Here is a 22284-nt window from a genome sequence, read left to right as displayed (position 1 = left end):
AATTATACATAAACGCTACTTTATAAAAGTATGAAAAGAATATTGATCGTAGATGATTCTTTCTACATGCGCACCATGTTGAAGAACATGCTGACAGACGCGGGTTACGAAGTAGTAGGAGAGGCCCCCAATGGTCAGACTGCCCTCGAGCTGGCCAAGGAAACCACCCCGGACCTGATAACGCTTGACGTGATCCTTCCGGACAACACCGGGCTGGACGTGCTCAAAGGCATAAAGGCAGACCAGCCGGACATGAAAGTGATAATTGTGAGCGCCGTAGGCCAGGAGGTCATCGTGAATGAGGCCATGGAATATGGGGCCAAGGCTTACATCGTGAAGCCGTTCTCAGAGGAAAAAGTGCTGGAGGTTGTCAGCCAGGTATTATCAGAAGAAGCTAAATAAAAGCGCCGCCATGTGTTGTACGCATAGCGTTTCGTGCTGAGAATGAGAGTGCAGGGAGAAGAAGAAAAGGAGTTAAAGGTCATGGTGGCCGAGGAAGGCACATACGCCCGATCGGTGCTGGAGGACATCATCCGGGATGCGCCCGGCTTGCTGGTGGCGGGCAAAGCCGCCACCAGCGATGACCTGCTGCTGCAACTGCAGCGAGAGCGGGCCGATGTCGTGCTGCTGGACCATGACCTGCCAGGCAATGCGCAACTGCTCACACTAAAGCGGATCTTCAGCGAGCAGCCAGCATTTGTGCTGCTGCTGGTACTGCAAGAGCAGCTTACGTTGGAGCTGATGCAACAGGCCATAGAGCTGGGCGTGTATGGAGTGGTTATTAAACCGGGCAAAGGCCACTATATAAACTATAGGGGTATGGCTGCGGAGATCGTGGAGAAGATACTCGCTGTGCGCGCGTATGACCCTGCGGAGGGAGAGCACCGTCAGCGCCTGTGGCAGCAGGTTATACATGAGCTTCCGCTAAAATCACGGCAGGGCAAACGCCAGAATACGACAGACACGATTGTCGTGATCGGGGCCTCCACAGGCGGCACCCAGGCCATAGAGAAAGTCATTGCGCAATTGGCCACCGATCTGGAGGCCACCGTGCTGGTAGCGCTGCACCTGCCACAGAGCTTCACGAACACGTATGCGCAGCGGCTGCAGGACCATACCGGACTGGAGGTACAGGAGGGCTACGAAGGGCTGATGCTGAAAAAGAGGCAGGTCATCGTGGCACCTGGTGGGCGCAACATGGTGGTGCGCTCCACAATGGGCAACAAGTCCATGCTCAGTATTGCCTTCTCAAGCGAAGAAACAGCTACCTATGACCTGCCGTCGGTGGACCTGCTCATGAAATCAGTAAGCGAGAGCGCAGTACCACACCAGATCGGCGTGATCCTGACGGGTATGGGCAAGGATGGCACCGAGGGGGCCGCCCATATACAGGGCAAAGGCGGACTGACGCTCGCGCAGGACGAGGAATCCTCCACGATATATGGAATGGCCAAATCCGCCATCGAGAGCGGACATATTGATAAAGTGCTGCCCCTGGCAGATATAGCGCATTTCCTGAACAGGTATGTGGCTGGCAAGCAACAGATCAGCGCAACGGACAGCGTAGCATGAAATCAAGAGAACAGGAGTACAAAGAAATATTCATTGCCGAAGCCCTGGAGTACTATGATGCGCTGAACAGGCACATCAGCACTCTGGAGAAGCAGCCGGACGATGAGCGCACGCTGGCAGAGGTGTTTCGCCTGCTCCACAACCTGAAGGCAAACTCCAAGGCCATCGGCTACCTCCATATCTCGGATGTGTCGCATAAGCTGGAAACGGCCTTTAGCCTGGTCCGCAGCAAGGAGCTTTCATTCAGCGATGAGGTGGTAACAGTGCTCTTCGATGGCATTGACCTGCTGGGCGAGCTGATCTCGGCCATCGACAAAGACGAGGAGAAAGAGCCGGACCCGGTGCTGCTGCGCAACCTCGACATCATTGTGGAGAACCTCTCTGAGAGCACGATCGAGCTGGCAAAGGTGCAAAAGTACAGCAGTTCCAAAAACCTGTCGCTCTCCGAACTGGTATACATTCAGATTAAGAAGCTGGACCACCTAATGAACCTGGTGGGGGAGCTGATGATCGACCGTGACCGCATCCTGTCGCTCAGCAAGGAGTTGGGTAGCAACGAGTTGAAGGCAGTGAGCTCGCACCTGTACCGCATCACGGAGGACCTGCAGTACAGTGTGATGGATGCGCGGCTGGTAAACATAGGGTCGCTGTTCAACAAATTTCCGCGCATTGTGCGCGACATCGCCACCGCCGAGAAAAAAGAAGTTGACCTGACCCTGTCGGGGCAGGATATCCAGATTGACCGGAATATCCTGCAAATCATGACGGACTCGCTGCTGCACCTGGTGCGCAACGCCGTGACGCATGGCCTGGAGCTGCCCGCGGAAAGAGAACGGAAAGGAAAGCCACGCGCCGGGAAGCTGCGCATGAGTGCACAAAGCGACCGGGAGAATGTATTGATCGAGCTGACAGACGATGGCAGCGGCATGGACTTTAAGCAGATAAAGCGGACCGCCGTGGAAAGGCAGCTGGTAACGGCCGACGTGGCCAAGGGGCTGACGGATGCGGAAGTACTGTCTTTCCTGTTTGAGCCCGGCTTCTCCACCGCCAGGGAAGTAACAGAGTTCTCTGGGCGCGGAGTGGGGCTGGATGTCGTGAAAAACGCCATTGACTCGATTGGGGGCCGCCTGACAGTGGACTCTGAGAAGGGGCGGGGCACCACTTTCACGATGCTGCTGCCCACCTCTATCGCCGTGAAAGGGGCGCTGCTCTTTGAGGTGGATGAGATTTTCTATGCCATCCCACTGATTCATACCCAGCAGGTGGTTGCCCTGGACAAGGATGAGATCCATGAGATAGGGGAAGTGATGATCGCCAACCTGAAGGGCGAAAACGTAACGGTGGTATACCTGCACGAGCTCCTGAACGCCGATGAGGCAGACATGCGGCTCGGCGACAAGGACCGCCTGAAGGGGCAGGTGCAAAACATTGTGGTGGTAGCCTACAACAACCGGAAGCTCGGATTGATTGTAGATAAACTGTACAGGCAGCAGGATATCGTGGTGAAGCCCATGAGCAAGCCGCTGGATCGGATCGACCTCTACGGGGGGGTGACCCTGTTAGGCACCGGCAAAGTATGCTTGGTGCTGGATGTGCCTGCCACCACGCGGTATTTCATGAACAGAAGGCAGTAAAATGGAGACGGATGCGACTAACACAAACGCCAAAAAGATGACGACTGAACCTCATATTACGGAGCTTGAACGGGACATAATCAAGGAGATCCTGAACATCGGGCTTGCCCGGGCCGCAGACTCCTTTGCCTCCATCGCTAAGGACAAGGTACTGCTGAAAGTGCCGGACATCACGCTGATTGAGGTTAAAGACCTGTTGCTGCTGGTTTCAAAGTACGAGGGCACGCACACGATCATCCAATCCGACATCAAAGGCGACTTCAACGGGGCAACCCTCATGCTTTTCTCCGACGAGCACATTGTGCGCCTCTCCGAAATATGCCTGAGCATGCTGGATGTGCAGCGCGGGGAACTGTCGGTCATGCAGGAGTCGCTGCTGCTGGAGATCAGCAACATCATCACGGGGGCGCTCGTTACGCAGCTGGCCAACATCCTCAAGTCCAGCATCTACGGTTCTCCTCCCAAAGCCCCCAAAAGCCACATTGCCGATTCCCTGAAAGGGATACTGGTGCAACACCCTCTTTTCCAACCGCTTGTGTTCACGGTCGTTACCCGGTTTACGCACAACTCCAAGAGCGTGGAGTTGCCGCTGTTGCTTTTTTTCGACACCAACACACTATTAAAGATACTGGGCATTATCCGCTCGTTTGAGCTGGGCCACAACAACCTGACGGAAAAAGAATAGCGTTCCGCTCCGTTCGCACAGCCCCAGCAAGCCCCCGTCATACATGCCAAAGTCGAAACGGTGCCGAATGGAGAGAGGCATTGCGCAGCGAGCAAAGAGACACGGCACAGAGCCGGAAAACGCGCCCCAGCTGAAGAAGGGCCCCTACCCCAGGCGTGGAGCGCAAAGCAGGCTATGAAATGAAGGAGCCCCAAATCTTGATATTACCGCTATATTCCCGCGTTCAAGTTCACCTACCACTCTTCCTTTTACCAGACCAGCCTCAACCCATACCTCAAAAACCTCAGCGTGCTGTTCAAACGCATCCAGCGCTACCGCTCCGAGACCGGTGATGAGGGCGAGTACTACAGCTTCGTCACCAAGGCCAGTTTCACGAAGACGGAGCTGTTCCTGATCTGCCACGTGGCCCGCTTCAACCTTCTCAAAGAGTTTACCGCCTTCGATGTTTTTGAGGATCTGGCGGGGGAGTATAAGGTGCCGGAAATAGTGCGGCAGGAGCTGCCAGCGGCATAATTCGCCCAGGCGGAACCAGCGCCAACTGGCTGGCAGGTATAAATATTAACACATTGGCAAGCAAAGCAGTATACCCTTGTATTGCGCCCAGGCTTTTGATTATAGCCGCGGATTTCGTTTTTTTACCTTCTTTTTAAATTTTAACCTTTCATACCCATTGATGAACGCTTTAGGTAGACACATTTTAGTAGAGTTTTATGATTGCTCGCCGGAGCTGATGAACGATGTTGTGCATATAGAGAACAGCATGGTCGCCGCTGCCGAAACAGCCGGGGCCACGGTGATCAACAGCACCTTTCACCACTTTTCGCCCTACGGTGTATCCGGGGTAGTGGTGATACAGGAGAGCCACCTGGCGATTCATACCTGGCCGGAGTACGGTTACGCGGCCGTAGACCTGTTTACCTGCGGCGACTCGGTCGACCCGTGGGTATCCTATAACTACCTGAAAGAGGCTTTTGAGGCCGGGCACGGCTCGTCGATGGAGCTGCGCCGGGGCCAGCTGAGCCTGCTGAAGCGGAATGAGTTCAACCTCGAGTCGTTGCGCGACGTGTCGCCGAAGCCAGACGAGGAGGTAGGCACCATCACGCGCGATGTGTGGTTTACGGAACGCGACGAGAATATCGCCCTTTCCCTGAAGCACAGCGGGAACCAGCTTTACAAAAAAGACTCGCCCTACCAGCGCGTAGAGGTGTTCGAGACGCTGGCTTATGGCAACATGCTGACCCTGGACGGTATGGTGATGTGCACGCAGAAGGATGAGTACGTGTACCACGAGATGATCACGCATGTGCCCATGTTCAGCCATACCAAAGCCAGGCGCGCGCTCGTAATCGGAGGCGGCGACGGCGGTACGGTGCGCGAACTGCTGCGCCACGGGCAGCTGGAGGAAGTAACGCTGGTCGAGATCGACGCACTGGTGATTGAGGCCTGCAAGCTGCACCTGCCCGAAACGGCCGTAGCTTTTGGCAACCCCCGCCTGAACCTGCTGGTGGAAGACGGCATCAAGTACATCAACGAATGCGAGGACAGCCGCTACGACCTGATCATCGTGGACTCTGCCGACCCTGTTGGGCCGGGTGAGGGCCTGTTCACCGCCGAGTTCTACAGCCAGGTACACCGCTGCCTTACCCCGGATGGCGTGATGGTGACACAGTCGGAGTCGCCGCGCTTTAACAGCGGCGTGTTTGTGGAGATATACGACACCTACAAGCAGATTTTCGGGCAGCAGAACGTGCATTGCTACCTGGCGGCCATCCCGACATACCCTACGGGCACCTGGAGCTTTTCCTATTCCTCAAAAGGCAACTCGCATCCGTTGCGTTTCGACCGGGAGGCGGCTGAGAAGTTCGCACAGCGCGAAGGCCTGAAGTATTATAATGAAGAAATCCATGCGGCGGCCTTTGCCCTTCCGAATTTCGTGAAAGGCCTGCTTGCCAGCGGAACTGAAAACGCACGCTAAGTATATACTGCAAAATCAAGAGATGAATAGCAAAGAGCAGAAGATTGCCAGCTTCGACCCAAACGGAGTCGGGGACAGCAGCGGTGGCCTATTTGGTTTGCCTTTTACCATCGATGAGTCGGAGGTCGTAATCATTCCCACACCCTGGGAAGTGACCGTTTCTTACAGCGCCGGAACAGCACAGGGCCCACAGGCCGTGAAAGACGCCTCCCCGCAGCTGGACCTTTACGAGCCACACATCAAAGACGCCTGGAAACTGGGCATCGCGATGGAGGAGATTTCGGAGGAGTGGGCAGCGACGAGCAACATGCTGCGCGACAAGGCCGAGGCCTACATCAAATGGCTGGAGGCCGGAAGCCCCGAGGAGGATACTGCACAGTTTGAAAACCTGCCAGCAGAGGTAACCCAAAAGGGGCAGGAGTTCCTGCAGTGGCTGAAGCAAAAAGCACTGAACTACCTGGAGCAGGGCAAACTGGTTGGCGTGCTGGGCGGCGACCACAGCACCCCGCTCGGTCTGATGCACGCGCTGGCCGACAAGCATGAGGAATACGGTATCCTGCAGATAGACGCACACGCCGATTTGCGCGAGGCCTACGAAGGCTTTGCGTTTTCCCACGCCTCCATCATGTACAACGCCCTTAAACTGCCACAGGTGAAGAAGCTGGTGCAGGTGGGTATCCGGGATATTTGCCAGGCGGAGGCCGAGCTGGCCGAGCAATCCAACGGACGTGTCACGATCTTTTATGACGCGGTGCTTAAAGAGAACATGTATGGCGGCGACAGCTGGAAGAAAGAGTGCAAGAAAATCATCGCCCAGCTGCCTCAGAAGGTATACATCAGCTTCGACATCGACGGGCTGGACCCGAAGCTGTGCCCTGCCACCGGCACCCCGGTGCCCGGTGGGCTGGAGTTTGAGCAGGCCATGTTCCTGATCAAGCAACTGGTAAAGTCGGGCCGCGAGATCATTGGATTCGACCTGTGCGAAGTGGCGCCCGGCGACAGCGAGTGGAACGGAAACGTGGGTGCCCGTGTGCTCCTGAAACTTTGCAACCTCATGGCCGCCTCGCAGAAAAGACTGGAGGCGCAGTTTTAAGCAACTGACGGTCAGTGAAGTATAAACCCCGCTGCTTTTTTTAAGCAGCGGGGTTTATTTTGAGCGTTTCCCCTATACCGCGCCACGCATATTTTGCCCTATCTTTATGCAGCGCTTTGCGTAAGTATGCCTCATACTATACACAGTAAAAGCTATATAAATAAATATTCATCTATGGGATTTATACTCAAACTCCTTATGACAGGTGCGGCCGCCATGTTGTCGGCGTATATATTGCCTGGTGTTTCGATTGACGGCTTTATGACTGCGATTATACTGGCCCTGGTGCTGGCAGTGTTGAACGCGGTGGTAAAACCAGTGCTCGTGATCCTGACCATACCGGTTACCATTGTCACGCTTGGCCTCTTTCTGCTGGTGATCAATGCCCTCATCATCCTGTTGGCGGACTCTCTTATCGCAGGCTTTGACACCAGCGGCTTCTTCGCGGCGCTGCTTTTCAGCCTCGTGCTTTCTGTCATCACTGCGGTGCTCGACATGATTTTTTAAGGCGGCGCGCATACATAAAAGCGAAGGGGGCGACAGATTTCTGTCGCCCCCTTCGCTTTTATACCGGTGTGTTGTAAGCGCTGCTTACTTCTTGGCCATCCATTCCTCGCAGGCGTCGGCGCACTCTTTGCAGGCGTCAGCGCACTTCTGGCAATGCTCGGCCTCATGCTGGCGACATTCTTTTTCGCAAATGCGGCAGATCTCGATACACTCTTTCATCACATGCTTGGCGTGCTCGGAGTTGCGGGCCACGAAGCGGGAGGTCAGCGCACAAATATCGGCGCAGTCGCGGTCGATCATGATGCAGCGCACCATCATCTTCACATCATCTTCCTGCAGGCAGAGGGTCGCGCAGGTTTCGCAGGCAGTGATGCATTTTACTAGTACATGCTCTAAATTGTTTGTTATTTCGGATTTCATAGTTTAAGTATTTTGTGTGTCTGTTAATGCCTTTAGGATACGCGTGCCGGGGCACATGGTTATCATCCGGATACCGTTGGAGCCTGCAGAAGCTGAAAATTATGGCTACCTTTGTATATGGAAGCTGGCGAAAAAGCAGGTGTGCAGACTGCAGGAGAAAAAGGTATGGCAACAATAAGAGAGGCGCGCGAAGCCCTGAAACTATATTTCGGATACGAGCAGTTCCGGCCGATGCAGGAGCAGATCATCGACAGGCTGCTGCACCAAAAGGACGTGGTGGTGCTGATGCCCACCGGAGGCGGAAAATCCGTGTGCTATCAGGTGCCGGCGGTGGTGCTTCCCGGCATCTGCGTGGTCATCTCGCCGCTAATCGCCCTGATGAAGGACCAGGTGGAGGCCCTGCTTGCCAACGGCATCCCGGCCGCCTACATCAACAGCTCGCAAACGGCGGAGCAGCAGTATCAGATCGAGAACGACTGCCTCGGCGAGAAGCTGAAACTGCTGTATGTCTCCCCGGAAAAACTGCTCTCGTCCGGCTTCATGTCGTTCCTGAGTCGCATTAACGTGTCGCTGTTTGCCGTGGACGAGGCGCACTGCATCTCGGCTTGGGGACACGACTTCAGGCCGGAGTATACCCAGCTGAAAGCCCTCAAGCAGCAGTTTCCGCATATCCCCGTGGTGGCCCTCACCGCCACCGCCGACAAGCTCACCCAGAAAGACATACAGGGGCAACTGCAGCTCCATGACCCGCAGGTCTTTGTGGCCTCCTTCGACAGGCCCAACATCAACCTGACGGTGAAACCGGGCCGTGACAGGTTCAACAAAATCACGGACTTTATCAGCAGCCGGCCAAAGCAGCCCGGCATTATATATTGCCTCAGCCGCAAAGCCACCGAGTCGCTGGCCAACAAGCTGAAGCAAAACGGGTTTAACGCCACTTTTTACCACGCTGGCATGTCGGCGCCGTTGCGGGCCAGGGCGCAGGAGGCTTTCCTGAAAGACGACGTGCAGATTGTGTGCGCCACCGTGGCCTTCGGTATGGGCATCGACAAATCCAATGTGCGCTGGGTGATCCACTACAACCTCCCTAAAAACATAGAGGGCTATTACCAGGAGATCGGCCGCGCAGGCCGGGACGGGGCCAAGGCCGACGCCTTGCTGTTTTACTCTTTCGCGGATGTGATGAACATGCGCAACATGCTGCAGGACAACGAGGGCGACAAAAAGCAGACCGAGCTGCAACTCGTGAAGCTCGAGCGGATGCAGCAGTTTGCCGAAGCTGCCGCCTGCCGCCGCCGCATCCTGCTGCAGTATTTCGGGGAGACCATGCAAAAGGATTGCGGCAACTGCGACATCTGCCGGAACCCGCCCACTACCTTCGACGGGACACTGCTGGTGCAGAAGGCGCTTTCGGCCATCGCCCGCACCCAGGAACGGGCCAACATGGGCCTGCTGGTAGACGTGCTGCGGGGCGCCCGCAACAGCCAGGTGCTGCAAGCCGGCTTTGATAAGATAAAGACCTACGGCGCAGGCCGCGACGTGAACACCCTGGACTGGCACCGCTACCTCCACCAGATGCTGAACGGCGGGCTGGTGGAGATGGCCTATGACCAGGGGTATACCCTTAAACTCACGGACCAAAGCCGGGAGGTGCTGTTTGAGAACAGGAAGGTGCAGCTCGTGAAATTCGATGATGTGAAGCAGCCTGAGGAAGCAGCCGTGAAAGCCAGACCGAAGCGCGAGCTGATCAAGGACGCGCTCTTTGAGCGGCTCCGCGCCACGCGCAAGCGGCTTGCAGACGAGTCTGGGGTGCCGCCTTACGTGGTCTTTACCGACAGTACGCTGCAGGAGATGGCCGCCGAACGACCCACCAACCGTATTTCCATGCTGGCCATATCCGGGGTGGGGGCGCAGAAGTATGAGCGCTTCGGCGATACCTTCATCACTGCCATCATCGACTTTATAAACGAGGAGCAGGCGAAGGGCAGCAAATTGAAGGGCGCCACACACCTGGCCACTTTCGAGATGCTGCAGCAGGGGTATGGCATCGAGCAGATCGCGGCAAACCGTAACCTGAACCCGGTGACGATTTACTCGCACCTGGCCACGCTCTATGAGCAGGGCTACGCGGTAGAGTTGGGCAAGTTCCTGACCAGGGCCGAGTACAAGGCCATTGCGGTGGCTATCGCAAAGCTCGGGGCTGACGCCAAACTGAAAGACCTGTTTGAGGAACTGAAAGAGAAGCACGAGTACTATAAAATACGGCTCTCGGTGGCGGTGTATAAAAAAGAAAACACGCGGTGATGCTGCGCCTTAGCCTCAATCTCCGTACAAATCTCTATAAACAGGAAAGGCTGCCCGATCGGGCAGCCTTTCCTGTTTATAGAGAATACCACAGTGCTATTGCACAGACGCAATCGGGTCCGGTATGCCGTCTTTGTCTCCGGAGATATACCCCTGGGTGAACACGGTGCCACGAAGCAGCAGGATGCCTGCCACGTGTGGGGCCGCCATAGACGTGCCGCCGTAGCCGCCGGCAGTACCGCCGCCTATGGTAGTTACCGTTACGTTTGCGCCAGGAGCCGAGAAGTCTACGGCCGGGCCGAAGTTAGAGGAGGAGACAAGCATGTTGTTCACATCCATACCAGACACGGTATAAACGCCAGCGGCATCTACACGTGCGGGGGAAGTGTCTTTGCAGTCCAGGGCGCTATTGCCTGCCGCAATGGCGAACAGGATGCCTTTTCCGGCCGCCGTGATCACAGCATTGTCTAGGGTGTTGGAAATACCGCCTCCAAGGCTCATGTTCACCACGTCGCCGGGCTTGGCGTAGTTGCTGGCATGGTTCACGGCAGAAATCGCTCTGGAGATAGAGCCGGAGCCCGCGTCGTCGAACACCCGCAGGGCCACGATGGTGGCGTTAGAGGCTACCCCAAGCATGCCGGAGCCGTTGTTTTTGGCTGCGATGATACCTGCTACGTTCGTGCCGTGGCCAAAGCCGTCTTCAACGGAAGGCATGTTATATATAAATGAAGCGCAGCGGTTCAGGTCAACATTCAGGTCCGGGTGGTCGGTGTCTATACCGGAGTCGATGATCCAGATGGTTTTCCCGGTGCCATCGCCGAAGCCAACACGCTCCACCGTCCAGGAGAGGACTTCCCCGGTCATCGGCGTGACGGTGGTATACCCCGGAGCAGGGGTTGGCGCTGTTGGGGCCGGTGCCGGCTCAGTTGGCATTGGTGCTGGCTCAGTTGGAGTTGGGGCTGGATCAGCTGGAGCTGGATCAGCTGGAGCTGGATCAGCTGGAGCTGGATCAGCTGGAGCAGGCTCAGTAGGTGCTGGCTCTGATGGGAGTGGTTCGTTTTTCCCTTTGCCGTTCCCATTTAGGTTTTTATCGCCCTTGGAGCCGCCTTTTGCAAAAAGGGTAGTAGAGATACCGCCCAGCGCGATATACCGGTCTTGCTCTATGTAGGCGATGTCTGTGTTTGTGCGCAGTGCTGCCAGTTGTGCTTTTGAGAGTCGTGCGGCAAAGCCATTCACAATCCCTTCGTAAATCTGGCTTACATCCGTGCGTTCCACTCCGGCTGCCTCAAAAACATGCTGGCGCATTTTGGCGGCGTCTGTGCGGCTGGCAGTCAGGCCCTGTTCGTTGCTGCCCGTAAACGCGCCGGTGCTGTTGTTCTTGAAAACGACGATGTACTGCCCATCAATCAACTGCCCGTTAAGGCTGTTTTCTGCCGCCGTTTGCGGGGCAAACTGGCTTTCCAGGAGGCCTTCTTTCTGGCAGCCTGCAGACAGCGCGAGAAAGGAGGTGAGGGCAATACTCGCCACTGATTTTCTGAGGGTGCTTGTTAAAAACATAGCCAAAGTAATAATATAAGTGTGTAAAGAATGAAGTTCTGTTCAGAAGCAGCCCGTGATATTCGTTAAGGCGCTGTTCGCACTTTTTTGGCGTGCAATAGCGCATATCTGGCCTGGCTCATTAGGGTTGTTGCGGTGTTCAGGTAATGTTAACTTATTTGGTTTAGCCTAAGCGCACCAAAAACTTTTTAGTACTGATATAAATTATGTTATACCTGTGTGAAAAGCATGATCGTAATACCAATTGTATATATCTAACAGGTATAGCATATTTCACTTCGTAAATATAGGGCAATACAAAGCGTATGTCCTAATATTTGCCTGGTGTAGTTTTAGTATAATGTTGCATTATTACAACAAAATTAAAATTGATGTTAGACATTTAAATAAAATGTTGGAAAAATTAAATCCAATTTTGGTGATTTTTAGTAAAAACTGCTAAAAATATTAGTATGACTGCGAATGTTTTAGTATTTTTACAAGCGTGTGGTGAAGTAGCCGCATCTGTATTTTAAACCTTAGCTTGGGCTGGTATGCAAGTAGTGACATCAAACATAAGGCATCTGCGCAAAAGCGCCGGGTATACCCAGGCGCAACTGGCGGAGAAGTTGGACATAAAGCGCTCACTTGTGGGGGCGTACGAAGAGGGCAGGGCAGAGCCTAAGCTCAGCACCCTGATCAATGTGGCGAAGCTTTTCGAGGTCTCGCTGGATGAGCTCATCACAAACGACTTTACTAAAGACGGCGTGAACCCCAAATCAGGCGCGGGCACGGCCAAAACGTCTGGCGGCAACCTGCGGGTGCTGGCCATCACCGTGGATGAGAACGAAAAAGAGAACATAGAACTGGTGCCTTACAAAGCCAGCGCCGGATACCTGAACGGGTATGCCGACCCTGAATTTATGGAGGAGTTGCCACGCTTCCGCTTGCCCATGCTCGGGACCGGGGGCACTTACCGGGCTTTCGAGATAAGCGGCGACTCGATGTTGCCTATTGCCTCGGGCACCGTGATCGTGGGGCGCTATGTCGAAGACTGGAACCAGATAAAAGACGGGACGCCCTGCATCATCGTCAGCCAGAAAGAAGGCGTCGTTTTCAAGCGTATTTTTAACAAGATAAAAGACACCGCGGTGCTTCACCTCCACTCCGACAACCCCGTGTACTCGCCGTATGAGGTGCATGTGCAGGACGTGGTGGAGATATGGGAGGCAAAATCATACATCAGCTCCACCTTCCCGATTGCGGATTTGTCGCTGAACAAACTCTCTTCCATCGTGCTGGATCTGCAGAAAGAAGTGCAAAAGCTGAAAAAAGTAGAGTAGGGGCTTCAGCTTCTTCATATAAAATTCAGAATAAGCCCGGTTGTGCCCTTGGGAGCATAGCCGGGCTTATTTTGTGCATGCCTCGCTGCTCTCGCCGCTTTGGCTAACTAGAAATAACAATATGCGTAAAGCCTAGCAGGGTTGCAGGTTTTGTAGCTGCACCATACACCTAAAGATCTAAAAGACACACGCACTATGATGAAACTAATAACCGCCGCCGAGCGCCATTATGCTGAAGTAGGAGACTGGCTGAAGTCGTACTACCTTTTCTCGTTTGCCGATTATTACAGCCCTAACAATATAGCGTTCGGGCCACTGCGCGTGTTAAACCAGGATACCATCAAACCGAACGCCGGTTTTCCGTCCCATCCGCATGCCGAGATGGAAATCATCCAGATCGTGACGGCGGGGCAGCTCACCCACAAAGACAACCTCGGGAACGAGATGACACTGAAGGCGGGAAGCGTGCAGCGCATCACATCCGGTATGGGCATTACGGTTTCTGAGACAAATGAGGGAGAGGTACCGCTTGAGCTTTTCCAATTGTGGTTCCTGCCCAACAAGCGCGGTCTTGCCCCGTCCTACGAGCACATGTCGCTCGATTTCCTGGACGAGAAGGATAAGCTGGTGCCACTGGTAACAGGGCAGAAGGTTCTGGAGAACGTGGCCTACCTGAACTCGAATTCCTCGGTATACTACGGGCATCTGTCGCAGGGTGAGGAGATCGACTTTAAGACTTTCAAACTACGCCAGACCCTGGTGTATGTGGTTTCAGGGAGCATGCTCGTCAACAACATGGAAGTGGATACCGGTGATCAGGTGCGCATTGCCGACCAGACTGCCATCCGGTTGCACGGCTCCGCGGAGGGCAGGTTCCTGTTAGTGGATGTGCCTGCCATCGAGGCGAATTATTAAGCGCATGTATAAATTTCGCTTCCAAAAATGAAATTTATACATGCTTTATACTACAACCGGAACGCGCGAACCCATGTTCGCCTTTTTGGCTGACTTTAACTTTGTAAAAACCCTTTATGGCAGCATGTGCAAGCAGGCTGCTTTTTTTTATGACGCAGTATACCCTGGCCACCGTTGAAACCCTGCTCGACGACAGGGTGGCACAGTATAACCAACCCGCTTTCATCCCAAACGACCCGGTGTCTATACCACACCGCTTCACCAAAAAGCAGGACATCGAAATCAGCGGTTTTTTTGCGGCCATACTGGCCTGGGGGCAGCGCAAGACGATCATCAACAACTGCCTGCGCCTGATGGACCTGATGGACAACGCCCCGCACGACTTTGTGCTACACCATCGGGAGCAGGACCTTCCCCGCTTTCTGGGCTTCAAGCACCGCACTTTCAACGATACGGATTTGCTGTACCTGCTGCATTTTTTTCAGGAGTACTACCGGCAACATGAGAGCCTCGAAACGGCCTTCACGGGGCCGGGGGACGGTATACTGACCCAGAAAGTACGCCTGACCCATTTCCATGAGCTGGTGTTCAGTCTGGAGGACGCGCCGCAGCGCACCCGCAAGCATATTGCCACGCCAGCCCGTAAGTCTGCCTGCAAGCGGCTGAACATGTACCTGCGCTGGATGGTGCGCAAAGATGACGGAGGCGTAGACTTCGGCCTTTGGGACTCCCTGCCCATGGCCGACTTGATTTGCCCCTGCGATGTGCATGTGGAGCGGGTGGCCCGCCGCCTCGGCCTGATTACGCGCAAAGGGATGGACTGGGAAACGGCGGAAGAGCTTACCGCACACCTCCGCGCGTTCGATCCGGAAGACCCCGTAAAGTACGATTATGCCTTGTTTGGGCTGGGAGTGGAGGAGAAGTTTTAAGCATTTTAGCCAGGTAGGCTATGCAAGCGCTTATCATTTAGTCAGGGCCACAGCGGCTGCTACCGCTTTAGTCCCGCCTCATACATCCCGATCCATTCTTCAGCGGTTATCTTTCCAGCTAACTCCCCAATGAGAATATAGGGTACGGCTTCCGGTTTTTTGAAGCGGATACAGCTTTTGCCCATGTCCAGCTTGGTAGTGCAATGCCGGGTATAGGCTTCTGTAAACCATTCCAATAGGCTTTTGTCGGCATAAAGGCCCATATGGTAAACGGCAATGAAGTTTTTCTGGGAGGCAATGCTCATAAAGGGCAAGGGCAGTTTCGGGTCGCAGTGATACCCGTTGGGGTAAACAGCATGCGGAACGACGTAGCCGATCATACCATAGCTCATGGTTTCGACAAACCCATCCGGGATATGTTCCTGGATAACCTCGCGTAATTTGCTGATGGCGTGTGCCCGGTCTTCAGGCAATTGGGCGACATATTGGTTCGGAGTGCTGGCTTTGCTTTGCAAGGTATGGTATGGTATCGGTTTGATGTATGAGGCGCATGAGCCGGTTTCGGTATAAAGTGGTGCATTGCGTTCAGGCTGCTTGACATAAGCCCTATCCGCCAGTGAGCGTTTTATACCTGTTCCACGGCAATTTTCAGCACCACCTTCCGCACTTTTTCCTGCGTTACCATGGCGGCGTGGGCGTCGTCGGGGTAGAAGATGGTGAAATAGCCTGCTGGCACATCAAACCAATTGTCGGTCCTGTCGGGGAAGAATGCGGCGTCACGCGCTTCATGGTATGGGTCGCTTGGATCGGCGCAGAAGGCAAGGCTTTTCCAGCCCATGTGGTCGGTGCCGGATACTACAAACTGAATGTCGATGTACTTGCGGTGCACTTCGAGCGTTGCCTCCTGCTTGCTTATACCCGTCGCATCCGACAGGATCGCGAACAGTTCGCGGCCCTTGAGCTCATGTATACCGGTTGGCAGGGAAGCCAGGTCAGCCTCCTGCAAAAACGTGAAAGCCTGCGCGAAAAGCGGGTGCATGCCCTGGTAGCGCGCAGCATTGGCGAGGGAGTCTAAAACCATCTTGGTGCGTATCAGTTAAAGTTTATTCTATCAAGATGTCAGGTGTGCCTGGGTATCAAACAGTGCGTAAACCGCGCTGGTATTCCTGTGGCGGCAAAACGAACAAAACACCCCTGCTTACTTGTTATAGATATTGCTAATTTTGCGATAAATTAAAAGATAACCGTTGATCTACCCAGAAAATTTTGAAATAAAAATTGGGTTTGCACAGGTGCGCGACATGCTTTCGGAGCTTTGCCTCAGTCCGCATGGCCGCCATTTTGTAGCCCGCATGGCATTCCTGAACCGGCACGACCTGGTGCAGCGACTGCTGGAACAGACAAAAGAATTTAAACAGCTGCTAGAGTCTGACGCGGAGATTCCGCTGCAGCACTATTTCGACGTGACGGCCTACCTAGACCGCGCGACCATACAGGGCACCTACCTGGATGTGCAGGATTTCTTCGAGATAAAAATGTCGTTGCGCACGATCCGCGACTCGCTCCGTTTCATCTCTTCTGCCGAGGAGGGGACGTACGAGGCGCTGAAGGCGCTGGGCGCAAACGTTACCGTGGAGCGGGAACTGATCGAGGCCCTGGACAAGGTGGTGGACGATGCCGGTGCTGTGCGCGACGATGCCACCCCTGAGCTGCAGCGCCTCAAGCGCGACCTGATCGCGCAGCAGTCCATTTTGCGCAAGCAGATCCAAAGCATCATCAGGCACGCCAAAAACGAAGGCTGGACGCCCTCCGACGTGGAGCCGACTATCCGGGGAGGGCGCCTGGTTATACCGGTACTGGCAGAGCACAAGCGCCGCGTAAAGGGCCTGATCCATGACGAGTCGAGCACCGGGCAGACGGTGTACATTGAGCCGGAGTCTATTTTTGAGCTCAACAACGACATCAAGGACCTCAGCAACGCCTACCATCGGGAGCTGATCCGGATTCTGGTGAGCCTGACCAACACGCTGCGCAACCATATACCGGAATTGCGCAAAGCCTACCAATACCTCGGTCTTCTGGATTTTATACGTGCCAAGGCTGTTTTTGCACGCCGCGTGGAGGCCACCATGCCAACGCTGCACAAATACCCCCTGATCAAGTGGACGCAGGCGGTGCACCCGCTTTTATATCTGGCGCACAAGCAGTTGGGCAAGTCTATCGTGCCCATGAATCTGGAACTGACACAGGAGCAGCGCATCCTGCTCATCTCAGGCCCGAATGCCGGGGGTAAATCCGTGAGCCTGAAAACGGTGGGCCTGGTGCAGTACATGCTGCAGTGCGGCATGCTCATCCCGACAGAGGATGGCTCGGAGGCAGGTATCTTCCACGATATCTTTATCGACATCGGGGATGAACAGTCGATTGAGAACGATTTGAGTACCTATAGCTCGCACCTCACCAACATGAAGAAATTCGTGACGGTGGCTGATAAAAAGAGCCTTGTGCTGATTGATGAGTTCGGCACGGGAACGGAGCCTGTGCTGGGCGGCGCGATTGCCGAGGCGGTGCTGCAGAACCTGAACGACAGCAAGGTATACGGCGTGATCACGACGCACTATACCAACCTGAAGAACTTTGCGGAGCGTACCCCGGGCATCGTGAATGGTGCCATGCGCTATGACCACAAAAACCTGCAGCCGCTCTATCAGTTGGAGATCGGCAAGCCGGGTTCGTCCTTCGCCATCGAGATTGCGCGAAAGATCGGGCTGCCCAAGCACATCGTGGACAAGGCCAGCAGCCTGGTTGGTAAAGATAAGATCCGGTACGACCGCCTGCTGGAGGAACTGGAGACCGAGAAGCAGGAACTGGAGAAGAAGCTGCGCGAGGCCTCCAGTCTGGAGCTGAAGCTGAAGCGCAACGTGAAGGATTACCAGGACCTGAAAAACTACCTCGAAGACAGCAAGCAGGACATCATGCGCGAGGCCAAAGGCAAGGCGAAGCTGCTGCTCAAAGACGCGAATCAGAAAATCGAGTCTACCATTCAGCAGATAAAGCAGAGCCAGGCCGCCAAGGAAGAGACGAAGCAGGCCCGCCAGGAACTGGAAAGCTTTGCCACCGAGGTGCGCAAGGAGGAACCGCGCGCCGCACACAAGCGCATTGCCAACGGCGCTATCAAACCCGGCGACAATGTGGCGCTGATCGGCCAGGATTCTGTCGGACAGGTGGTGGGCATCAAAGGGAAAACTGCGGAGGTGCTCTTCGGTGGCCTGAAGACTATCGTAAAAGTGGACAACCTGGAGCGCATCGAGGGCCAGGTGGCTACGAAGCAGAAAAAGGAGAAGGCTGGCGAATCGGCCGAGGGCTATACCCGCGGCATGAACATCACCCAGCGCATGGCCGATTTCGGGAGCACGCTCGATATAAGGGGGGAGTACGCGGAGAACGCCCTGACCAAACTCATGAACTTCACAGACGAGGCGATTATGCTGGGCATCCCCGAGATCAAGATCATCCACGGGCGCGGAAACGGCGTGCTGCGGCAGGTAGTGCGCGATTACCTGTACTCCATACCCGAAGTTGCCAGCCTTGGAAACGAAGCCTCAGAGCGGGGCGGGGATGGCGCTACCATGGCAGTGCTCAAGTAAAGAAACAACACAGCGCTTGGAACAGAAAAGGCTCCCTTAATTAGGAGCCTTTTCTGTTCCAAGCGCTGTGCTTCCCTAAAAGCTAATCCAGGTTTTGGCGTCTTTGGCGCTCACCAGGTCATAGCTGTCAGCACCTGTCTGTATCACAAAATACCCTTCCGGGATTGTCCATTGTTGCGTAAAAGCCTCCACTTTGGGTGCATGGTCTTCCGGTATTTCCCCAAGCGTGCCCAGGAGCCTGTACACGATTCTGCCGTCGCTGGTGAAGGACGGCACGGCCGCGGGCCCATACATAATGCTGTTGCCGAACACAAAGCCCATCAGGTCGTAGGTTGTGCCGTTGGATGTGCCGTACCGTGGCCAGTATACCAGTAACTGAAAGTCCGGAAGGTCCCGCAACCTGAGCGCATCTTCCACACCTTCCACGGTAAAGCCCAGCGTTAGCCAGTATACCCCGTTCGGCGGATTGTTGTAAAAGTTTCTGGCAGCTTGCGGGTCGATGGAAGCTGGTCTGGTAGTGCCGCGGATGGTTGCTGCGGCACCGTTCACCTGCAAGTCAATCTCCCGGTTCGCGGCGTCATACTGTAGCGCATTCAGGGCCGTGATGGTAAACCCCGCGTCTGTAAAAGGCTCTAGCAATACCAGCCCATCCTCACTGAAATAGTAACTGGTCGTGAACGTCTGCATCACGCCGCCCTCCATATAGGAAAAAGTTATAAAACGGATGTCGGTGCGTATGGAGATGTCATAGGATCTGCCGCCTAGGTCCAGGCGCCTGAAGTAAGTCGTAAACGCGTTGATGTTCTCCAGGGCACTCACGTGTTCTGCAATCCGGGGGATGTAGTTGGCCGCGTCGGCCGCCGAGGCCCTGACCAGCACCAGTTTGCTGCCCTTTTGCGTGCCTATCAGGGTGATGCTGTCTGGCGTCACGGAGTCGAAAGAAAACTCGAAATCCGAGAATTTCCCCTCGCCTCTCACGCCACCGCTTTTTGTCTCGTCCGGGTCGGCCAGGATGTGGAGGTAGGAGTAGGTGTCGAAGAGCAGGGCGGGCTTTTGAAGCGCCTTCAGGCGGTATGTGCTGACCAGAGAAGTCTCTGCGGTGCCGGCGTCAATATCGCTGAGCATCCTGACGCGGTCATCTGCTGTAAAGTTGAGCAGAAAGCTGTAGCCTGCCCCTCCCTCAGGGTATAACACAGCTTTCCAGCCGTTTTCGGCCCCCACCAACTGCGCTTTGTACGCGTCGAGCGTTGCGCTTAGCCGTTCGTCTGGCCGCTCGCCCGGTGCCGGGTCGTTCTTGTCTTTCGAGCACGCAGCCAGCAACAGGACCATCACCCAGCTTATGTATAACAGTTTCTTCATGAGATCTTCTCCTCAAAATGCAGGGTATGGCTTGCCTTAAAGTGCATTGATGGCCGCCTGCGCGTTAGACTGTAGGGTATAAAAATCAATGTTCCAGGCCTCTTTATAATAGCGGACCACTAGCTGCTCTTTTTGCCGCAAAAACTGCTGCGCCGCAGGCGGGGCGCTGGCCACAATAGCATCGAAACCCGCTTTCCCCTCGATCAGCATGATAGAGATCATCTCCACAAAGTCATCGTCCGGGTTATTACGGGCGTATTCTGTAATGTAGCCTTTCGACCGGGCCTCTTGCAGCGACGACAGATACCAGGTGGCCGTGTAATCGGTTGTGATGGTCTTGAACTCCGCGGGGTACATGATGGTCTGGTGCAGGATGTGGCCAAACTCGTGGTGGATGGTATGGAGCATCTGCTTTACCTCCGGCTTGTTTTTCTTGTCGAAATCGTTGATCACGAACAGGATTACCTTACGGCCTCCTTCCGCGGTTCCGAGCACGATGGTGCCGTCGGTGTTATACTGTGCGCTGCCCACCAGCACAAACTGCTTGGGTGCATACGTCTTGATGAAATTCTCCCCGGCCACGAGGGTATAGGGGTTAATCCAGGTCTGCCTGATGGTTTCCATCACCGGTATGACCTTGTCCTCCCGCACGGGCGCCAGGGTTTTGTTCAGGGCAACCTCATACCGGTCGAAGCGGTACTTTACCTCAATGTTATACGGCACCACAAAGTTTTGAAAGAGCCATGTGTCGGTAGGCCCCTCGGCCCACGTCTCACCGCCCAGGCCCGGAAGCGGGGTGTCCGGGTTGTCTTCATCCTTCGAGCACGAAGCCAGCAAGCCTACGCTTAAGAGGAGCAGCAGAAAAGGTATAATTGTTAATCTCATGAGTCTGGGAGTTAAAAGTTAACGAGGGTTCAGCTCAATGCCTGCCAGTGTGGCCTCCTGCGGAATTTGCAGTACCCGGCGCAAATCCCCGGGGGGCACTTCCACCACCTCCCCGCCCACAGTTGGGTGCACCACCGTGATGCCGTGCCGCAGAATATCGAACCAGCGCATACCCTCGTGTACGAACTCCGCGGCTTTAAAATCGAGCAGAGCCGCCAGCAAGCCCGCTTTCACGCTGTTGGTGCCATAGAAGTTACGGAGTTTTGTGTTTGTGATGCTGTGCGTCCGGGCGTTGTAATTCTCTATCCGGGCACTGGCAAAGAGCTCCAGGTCTGCTCGGGCCGCCTCCAAATTGCCCAACTCCAGGTTTGCCTCTGCCCGGTTAAAAAGAGCCTCCTCGGCTGTGAACAGGGGCAGGATGGTATAAGGGATCCCGATATCGGCGTTTATGTCTTCGCGCACGAAATGCTCCCTGAACTTAGGCACAAAGATATTGTTCTCTCCGACCGACAAAAGTGTATACGCCCAACTGGCCCCTGTTACGTTGTTGCTGAAAAACAGGTAATTAGCGACGGGAAACGTCAGGCCAAAGCGGTACCTTAAATAATAACGCGCCCAGGAGGATGGTGCCTCTACCAGCAGTAGGTTGGCGCTCTGGGTTGCCTGTGTATAAATGGCTTCCCCTTCCAGAAAAGACAGATTGCTGTACACGCTCACCCAGGGCCTAAGGTTGGGGCCGATGTCGCCTCCCGGAAACACCTGGTTGGCATGCGATACCACCTGTTGGTAATCTTTTTTAAACAGATAGAACCGGGCGGCAAAGGCCTGCGCCGCGGCGGTGTTGAAATGATATTTTGGAGACCGGTAGGCGCTGTTTTTTATCAAGGGCAGGCCCTCGTTCAGGTCCTTTTCTATCTGCTCATACACATAGGCCACTGTCTTTCGCTCGTATTGGTCCAAAACCACGCGTTCCGGAACGGTTACGTACGGGATGCCGGGGTCTGAGGCAGCGGTGGCCGGGTCGTATACCTTCGAAAACAGCGTGACAAGCATAAAGTGCGCGTAGGCTCTGGCCACCAGGGCCTCTCCGCGCTGGGCATTGTAATCGGTTGGGTTCGGGGCGTTCCGGATGGCTTCCAGAGCCTGGTTTGCCGCCGCAATCGCGGCATAGCACGCGTTCCAGTAGTACTGAGGAGAGCCCTGCTCTTTATCCCGGACTTCCTGGAAGAGGTATGGACTCTGGTTCACCTCATCCTCCACCACCTGACCGAACCCTTTGTCGAGGGCCAGGTCGGACATGGCCTCGGTGAAGGTGGCGTAATCCGCCTGGGGGTAAGCAGTCGTTAGCAGTTCACCTACTTTTTCTACTGTGTTTAGCTGCGTGCGCTGGTCTACCGGATGCGCCAGGTAATCTTCGCAGCCGGAGAGGGCGGCGCAGCACAGGAGGGTATAGATCGTGGTCTTTTTCATCGTGCAGAGC

At 55.0% G+C, this 22284-nt stretch carries 20 protein-coding genes; 13 read left to right on the top strand and 7 right to left on the bottom strand.

The genetic code is table 11. The features are described from left to right. The first annotated feature begins 30 nt into the window (after nucleotides 1-30). From MKJ04_RS17550 to MKJ04_RS17515, 8 genes are all read left to right on the top strand, one after another. On the top strand, nucleotides 31-402 hold the full coding sequence (locus MKJ04_RS17550) for a response regulator (RefSeq protein ID WP_241642965.1): 372 nt from the start codon (nucleotides 31-33) through the stop codon (nucleotides 400-402). Nucleotides 403-444: 42 nt separating this feature from the next. Then, nucleotides 445-1572 (top strand): chemotaxis protein CheB, encoded by a 1128-nt coding sequence (locus tag MKJ04_RS17545; RefSeq protein WP_241642964.1) that lies wholly within the window; start codon nucleotides 445-447, stop codon nucleotides 1570-1572. Beyond that, nucleotides 1569-3206, top strand: a complete 1638-nt coding sequence (locus MKJ04_RS17540; protein ID WP_241642963.1) for a chemotaxis protein CheA — start codon at nucleotides 1569-1571, stop codon at nucleotides 3204-3206. Before MKJ04_RS17545 ends, MKJ04_RS17540 begins: the two co-directional genes overlap by 4 nt. 37 nt (nucleotides 3207-3243) lie before the next feature. Continuing rightward, entirely contained in the window at nucleotides 3244-3891 is a 648-nt protein-coding gene (locus tag MKJ04_RS17535; protein ID WP_241642962.1) for a chemotaxis protein CheC, read from the top strand. Between the two features lie 213 nt (nucleotides 3892-4104). Then, the gene (locus tag MKJ04_RS17530; RefSeq protein WP_317246727.1) at nucleotides 4105-4404 is read left to right on the top strand and encodes a putative phage abortive infection protein; all 300 of its coding nucleotides are present in this window, start codon (nucleotides 4105-4107) and stop codon (nucleotides 4402-4404) included. Nucleotides 4405-4564: 160 nt separating this feature from the next. Continuing rightward, nucleotides 4565-5866 carry a polyamine aminopropyltransferase gene (speE, locus tag MKJ04_RS17525; RefSeq protein ID WP_241642960.1) on the top strand — a complete coding sequence of 434 codons (1302 nt, stop codon included), beginning with the start codon at nucleotides 4565-4567 and terminating at the stop codon, nucleotides 5864-5866. 22 nt (nucleotides 5867-5888) lie between these two features. Next, the gene (locus MKJ04_RS17520) at nucleotides 5889-6959 is read left to right on the top strand and encodes an agmatinase family protein (RefSeq protein ID WP_241642959.1); all 1071 of its coding nucleotides are present in this window, start codon (nucleotides 5889-5891) and stop codon (nucleotides 6957-6959) included. A 174-nt stretch (nucleotides 6960-7133) separates the two neighbouring features. Further along, nucleotides 7134-7466, top strand: a complete 333-nt coding sequence (locus MKJ04_RS17515; RefSeq protein ID WP_241642958.1) for a phage holin family protein — start codon at nucleotides 7134-7136, stop codon at nucleotides 7464-7466. Nucleotides 7467-7550: 84 nt separating this feature from the next. Here the strand turns inward: MKJ04_RS17515 and MKJ04_RS17510 are convergent, their stop codons facing one another. Next, complete coding sequence (locus tag MKJ04_RS17510; protein WP_241642957.1) at nucleotides 7551-7886, bottom strand: four-helix bundle copper-binding protein; 336 nt, start codon at nucleotides 7884-7886, stop codon at nucleotides 7551-7553. A gap of 165 nt (nucleotides 7887-8051) precedes the next feature. Between MKJ04_RS17510 and recQ the strand changes: the two genes are divergently transcribed. Further along, nucleotides 8052-10190, top strand: a complete 2139-nt coding sequence (gene recQ / locus MKJ04_RS17505; protein ID WP_241642956.1) for a DNA helicase RecQ — start codon at nucleotides 8052-8054, stop codon at nucleotides 10188-10190. A gap of 96 nt (nucleotides 10191-10286) precedes the next feature. Here recQ and MKJ04_RS17500 read toward each other — a convergent pair whose 3' ends face one another. Continuing rightward, the gene (locus MKJ04_RS17500; protein WP_241642955.1) at nucleotides 10287-11747 is read right to left on the bottom strand and encodes a S8 family serine peptidase; all 1461 of its coding nucleotides are present in this window, start codon (nucleotides 11745-11747) and stop codon (nucleotides 10287-10289) included. 533 nt (nucleotides 11748-12280) lie between these two features. On the opposite strand from MKJ04_RS17500, the gene MKJ04_RS17495 reads away from it, so the two are divergent. The 3 genes from MKJ04_RS17495 (at nucleotide 12281) to MKJ04_RS17485 (ending at nucleotide 14913) form a co-directional block, all read left to right on the top strand. Next, nucleotides 12281-13069 carry an XRE family transcriptional regulator gene (locus tag MKJ04_RS17495; RefSeq protein WP_241642954.1) on the top strand — a complete coding sequence of 263 codons (789 nt, stop codon included), beginning with the start codon at nucleotides 12281-12283 and terminating at the stop codon, nucleotides 13067-13069. 195 nt (nucleotides 13070-13264) lie between these two features. After that, on the top strand, nucleotides 13265-13984 hold the full coding sequence (locus tag MKJ04_RS17490) for a pirin family protein (protein ID WP_241642953.1): 720 nt from the start codon (nucleotides 13265-13267) through the stop codon (nucleotides 13982-13984). Between the two features lie 116 nt (nucleotides 13985-14100). After that, a complete protein-coding gene (locus MKJ04_RS17485) occupies nucleotides 14101-14913 on the top strand; it encodes a TIGR02757 family protein (protein ID WP_410896833.1) in 813 nt (270 codons plus the stop codon). 59 nt (nucleotides 14914-14972) lie between these two features. Here the strand turns inward: MKJ04_RS17485 and MKJ04_RS17480 are convergent, their stop codons facing one another. Both MKJ04_RS17480 and MKJ04_RS17475 read right to left on the bottom strand, forming a co-directional pair. Continuing rightward, on the bottom strand, nucleotides 14973-15428 hold the full coding sequence (locus tag MKJ04_RS17480; protein WP_241642952.1) for a DUF1801 domain-containing protein: 456 nt from the start codon (nucleotides 15426-15428) through the stop codon (nucleotides 14973-14975). 110 nt (nucleotides 15429-15538) lie between these two features. Next, nucleotides 15539-15994 (bottom strand): YhcH/YjgK/YiaL family protein, encoded by a 456-nt coding sequence (locus MKJ04_RS17475; RefSeq protein ID WP_241642951.1) that lies wholly within the window; start codon nucleotides 15992-15994, stop codon nucleotides 15539-15541. Nucleotides 15995-16160: 166 nt separating this feature from the next. Between MKJ04_RS17475 and MKJ04_RS17470 the strand changes: the two genes are divergently transcribed. Then, a complete protein-coding gene (locus tag MKJ04_RS17470; protein ID WP_241642950.1) occupies nucleotides 16161-18560 on the top strand; it encodes an endonuclease MutS2 in 2400 nt (799 codons plus the stop codon). 75 nt (nucleotides 18561-18635) lie between these two features. Here the strand turns inward: MKJ04_RS17470 and MKJ04_RS17465 are convergent, their stop codons facing one another. Genes MKJ04_RS17465 through MKJ04_RS17455 form a run of 3 tightly spaced genes read right to left on the bottom strand, consistent with a single transcriptional unit; the run spans nucleotide 18636 to nucleotide 22274 of the window. Then, nucleotides 18636-19919: a DUF4302 domain-containing protein gene (locus MKJ04_RS17465; RefSeq protein ID WP_241642949.1), complete on the bottom strand. Its 1284-nt coding sequence runs from the start codon at nucleotides 19917-19919 to the stop codon at nucleotides 18636-18638. Between the two features lie 36 nt (nucleotides 19920-19955). After that, a complete protein-coding gene (locus MKJ04_RS17460; protein ID WP_241642948.1) occupies nucleotides 19956-20804 on the bottom strand; it encodes a putative zinc-binding metallopeptidase in 849 nt (282 codons plus the stop codon). Nucleotides 20805-20822: 18 nt separating this feature from the next. Next, nucleotides 20823-22274 (bottom strand): RagB/SusD family nutrient uptake outer membrane protein, encoded by a 1452-nt coding sequence (locus tag MKJ04_RS17455; RefSeq protein ID WP_241642947.1) that lies wholly within the window; start codon nucleotides 22272-22274, stop codon nucleotides 20823-20825. Nucleotides 22275-22284: the final 10 nt, after the last annotated feature.

This window comes from Pontibacter sp. E15-1, from assembly GCF_022601975.1.
Lineage (GTDB): Bacteria > Bacteroidota > Bacteroidia > Cytophagales > Hymenobacteraceae > Pontibacter.
This window is presented reverse-complemented; position numbering and strand designations above follow the sequence as displayed.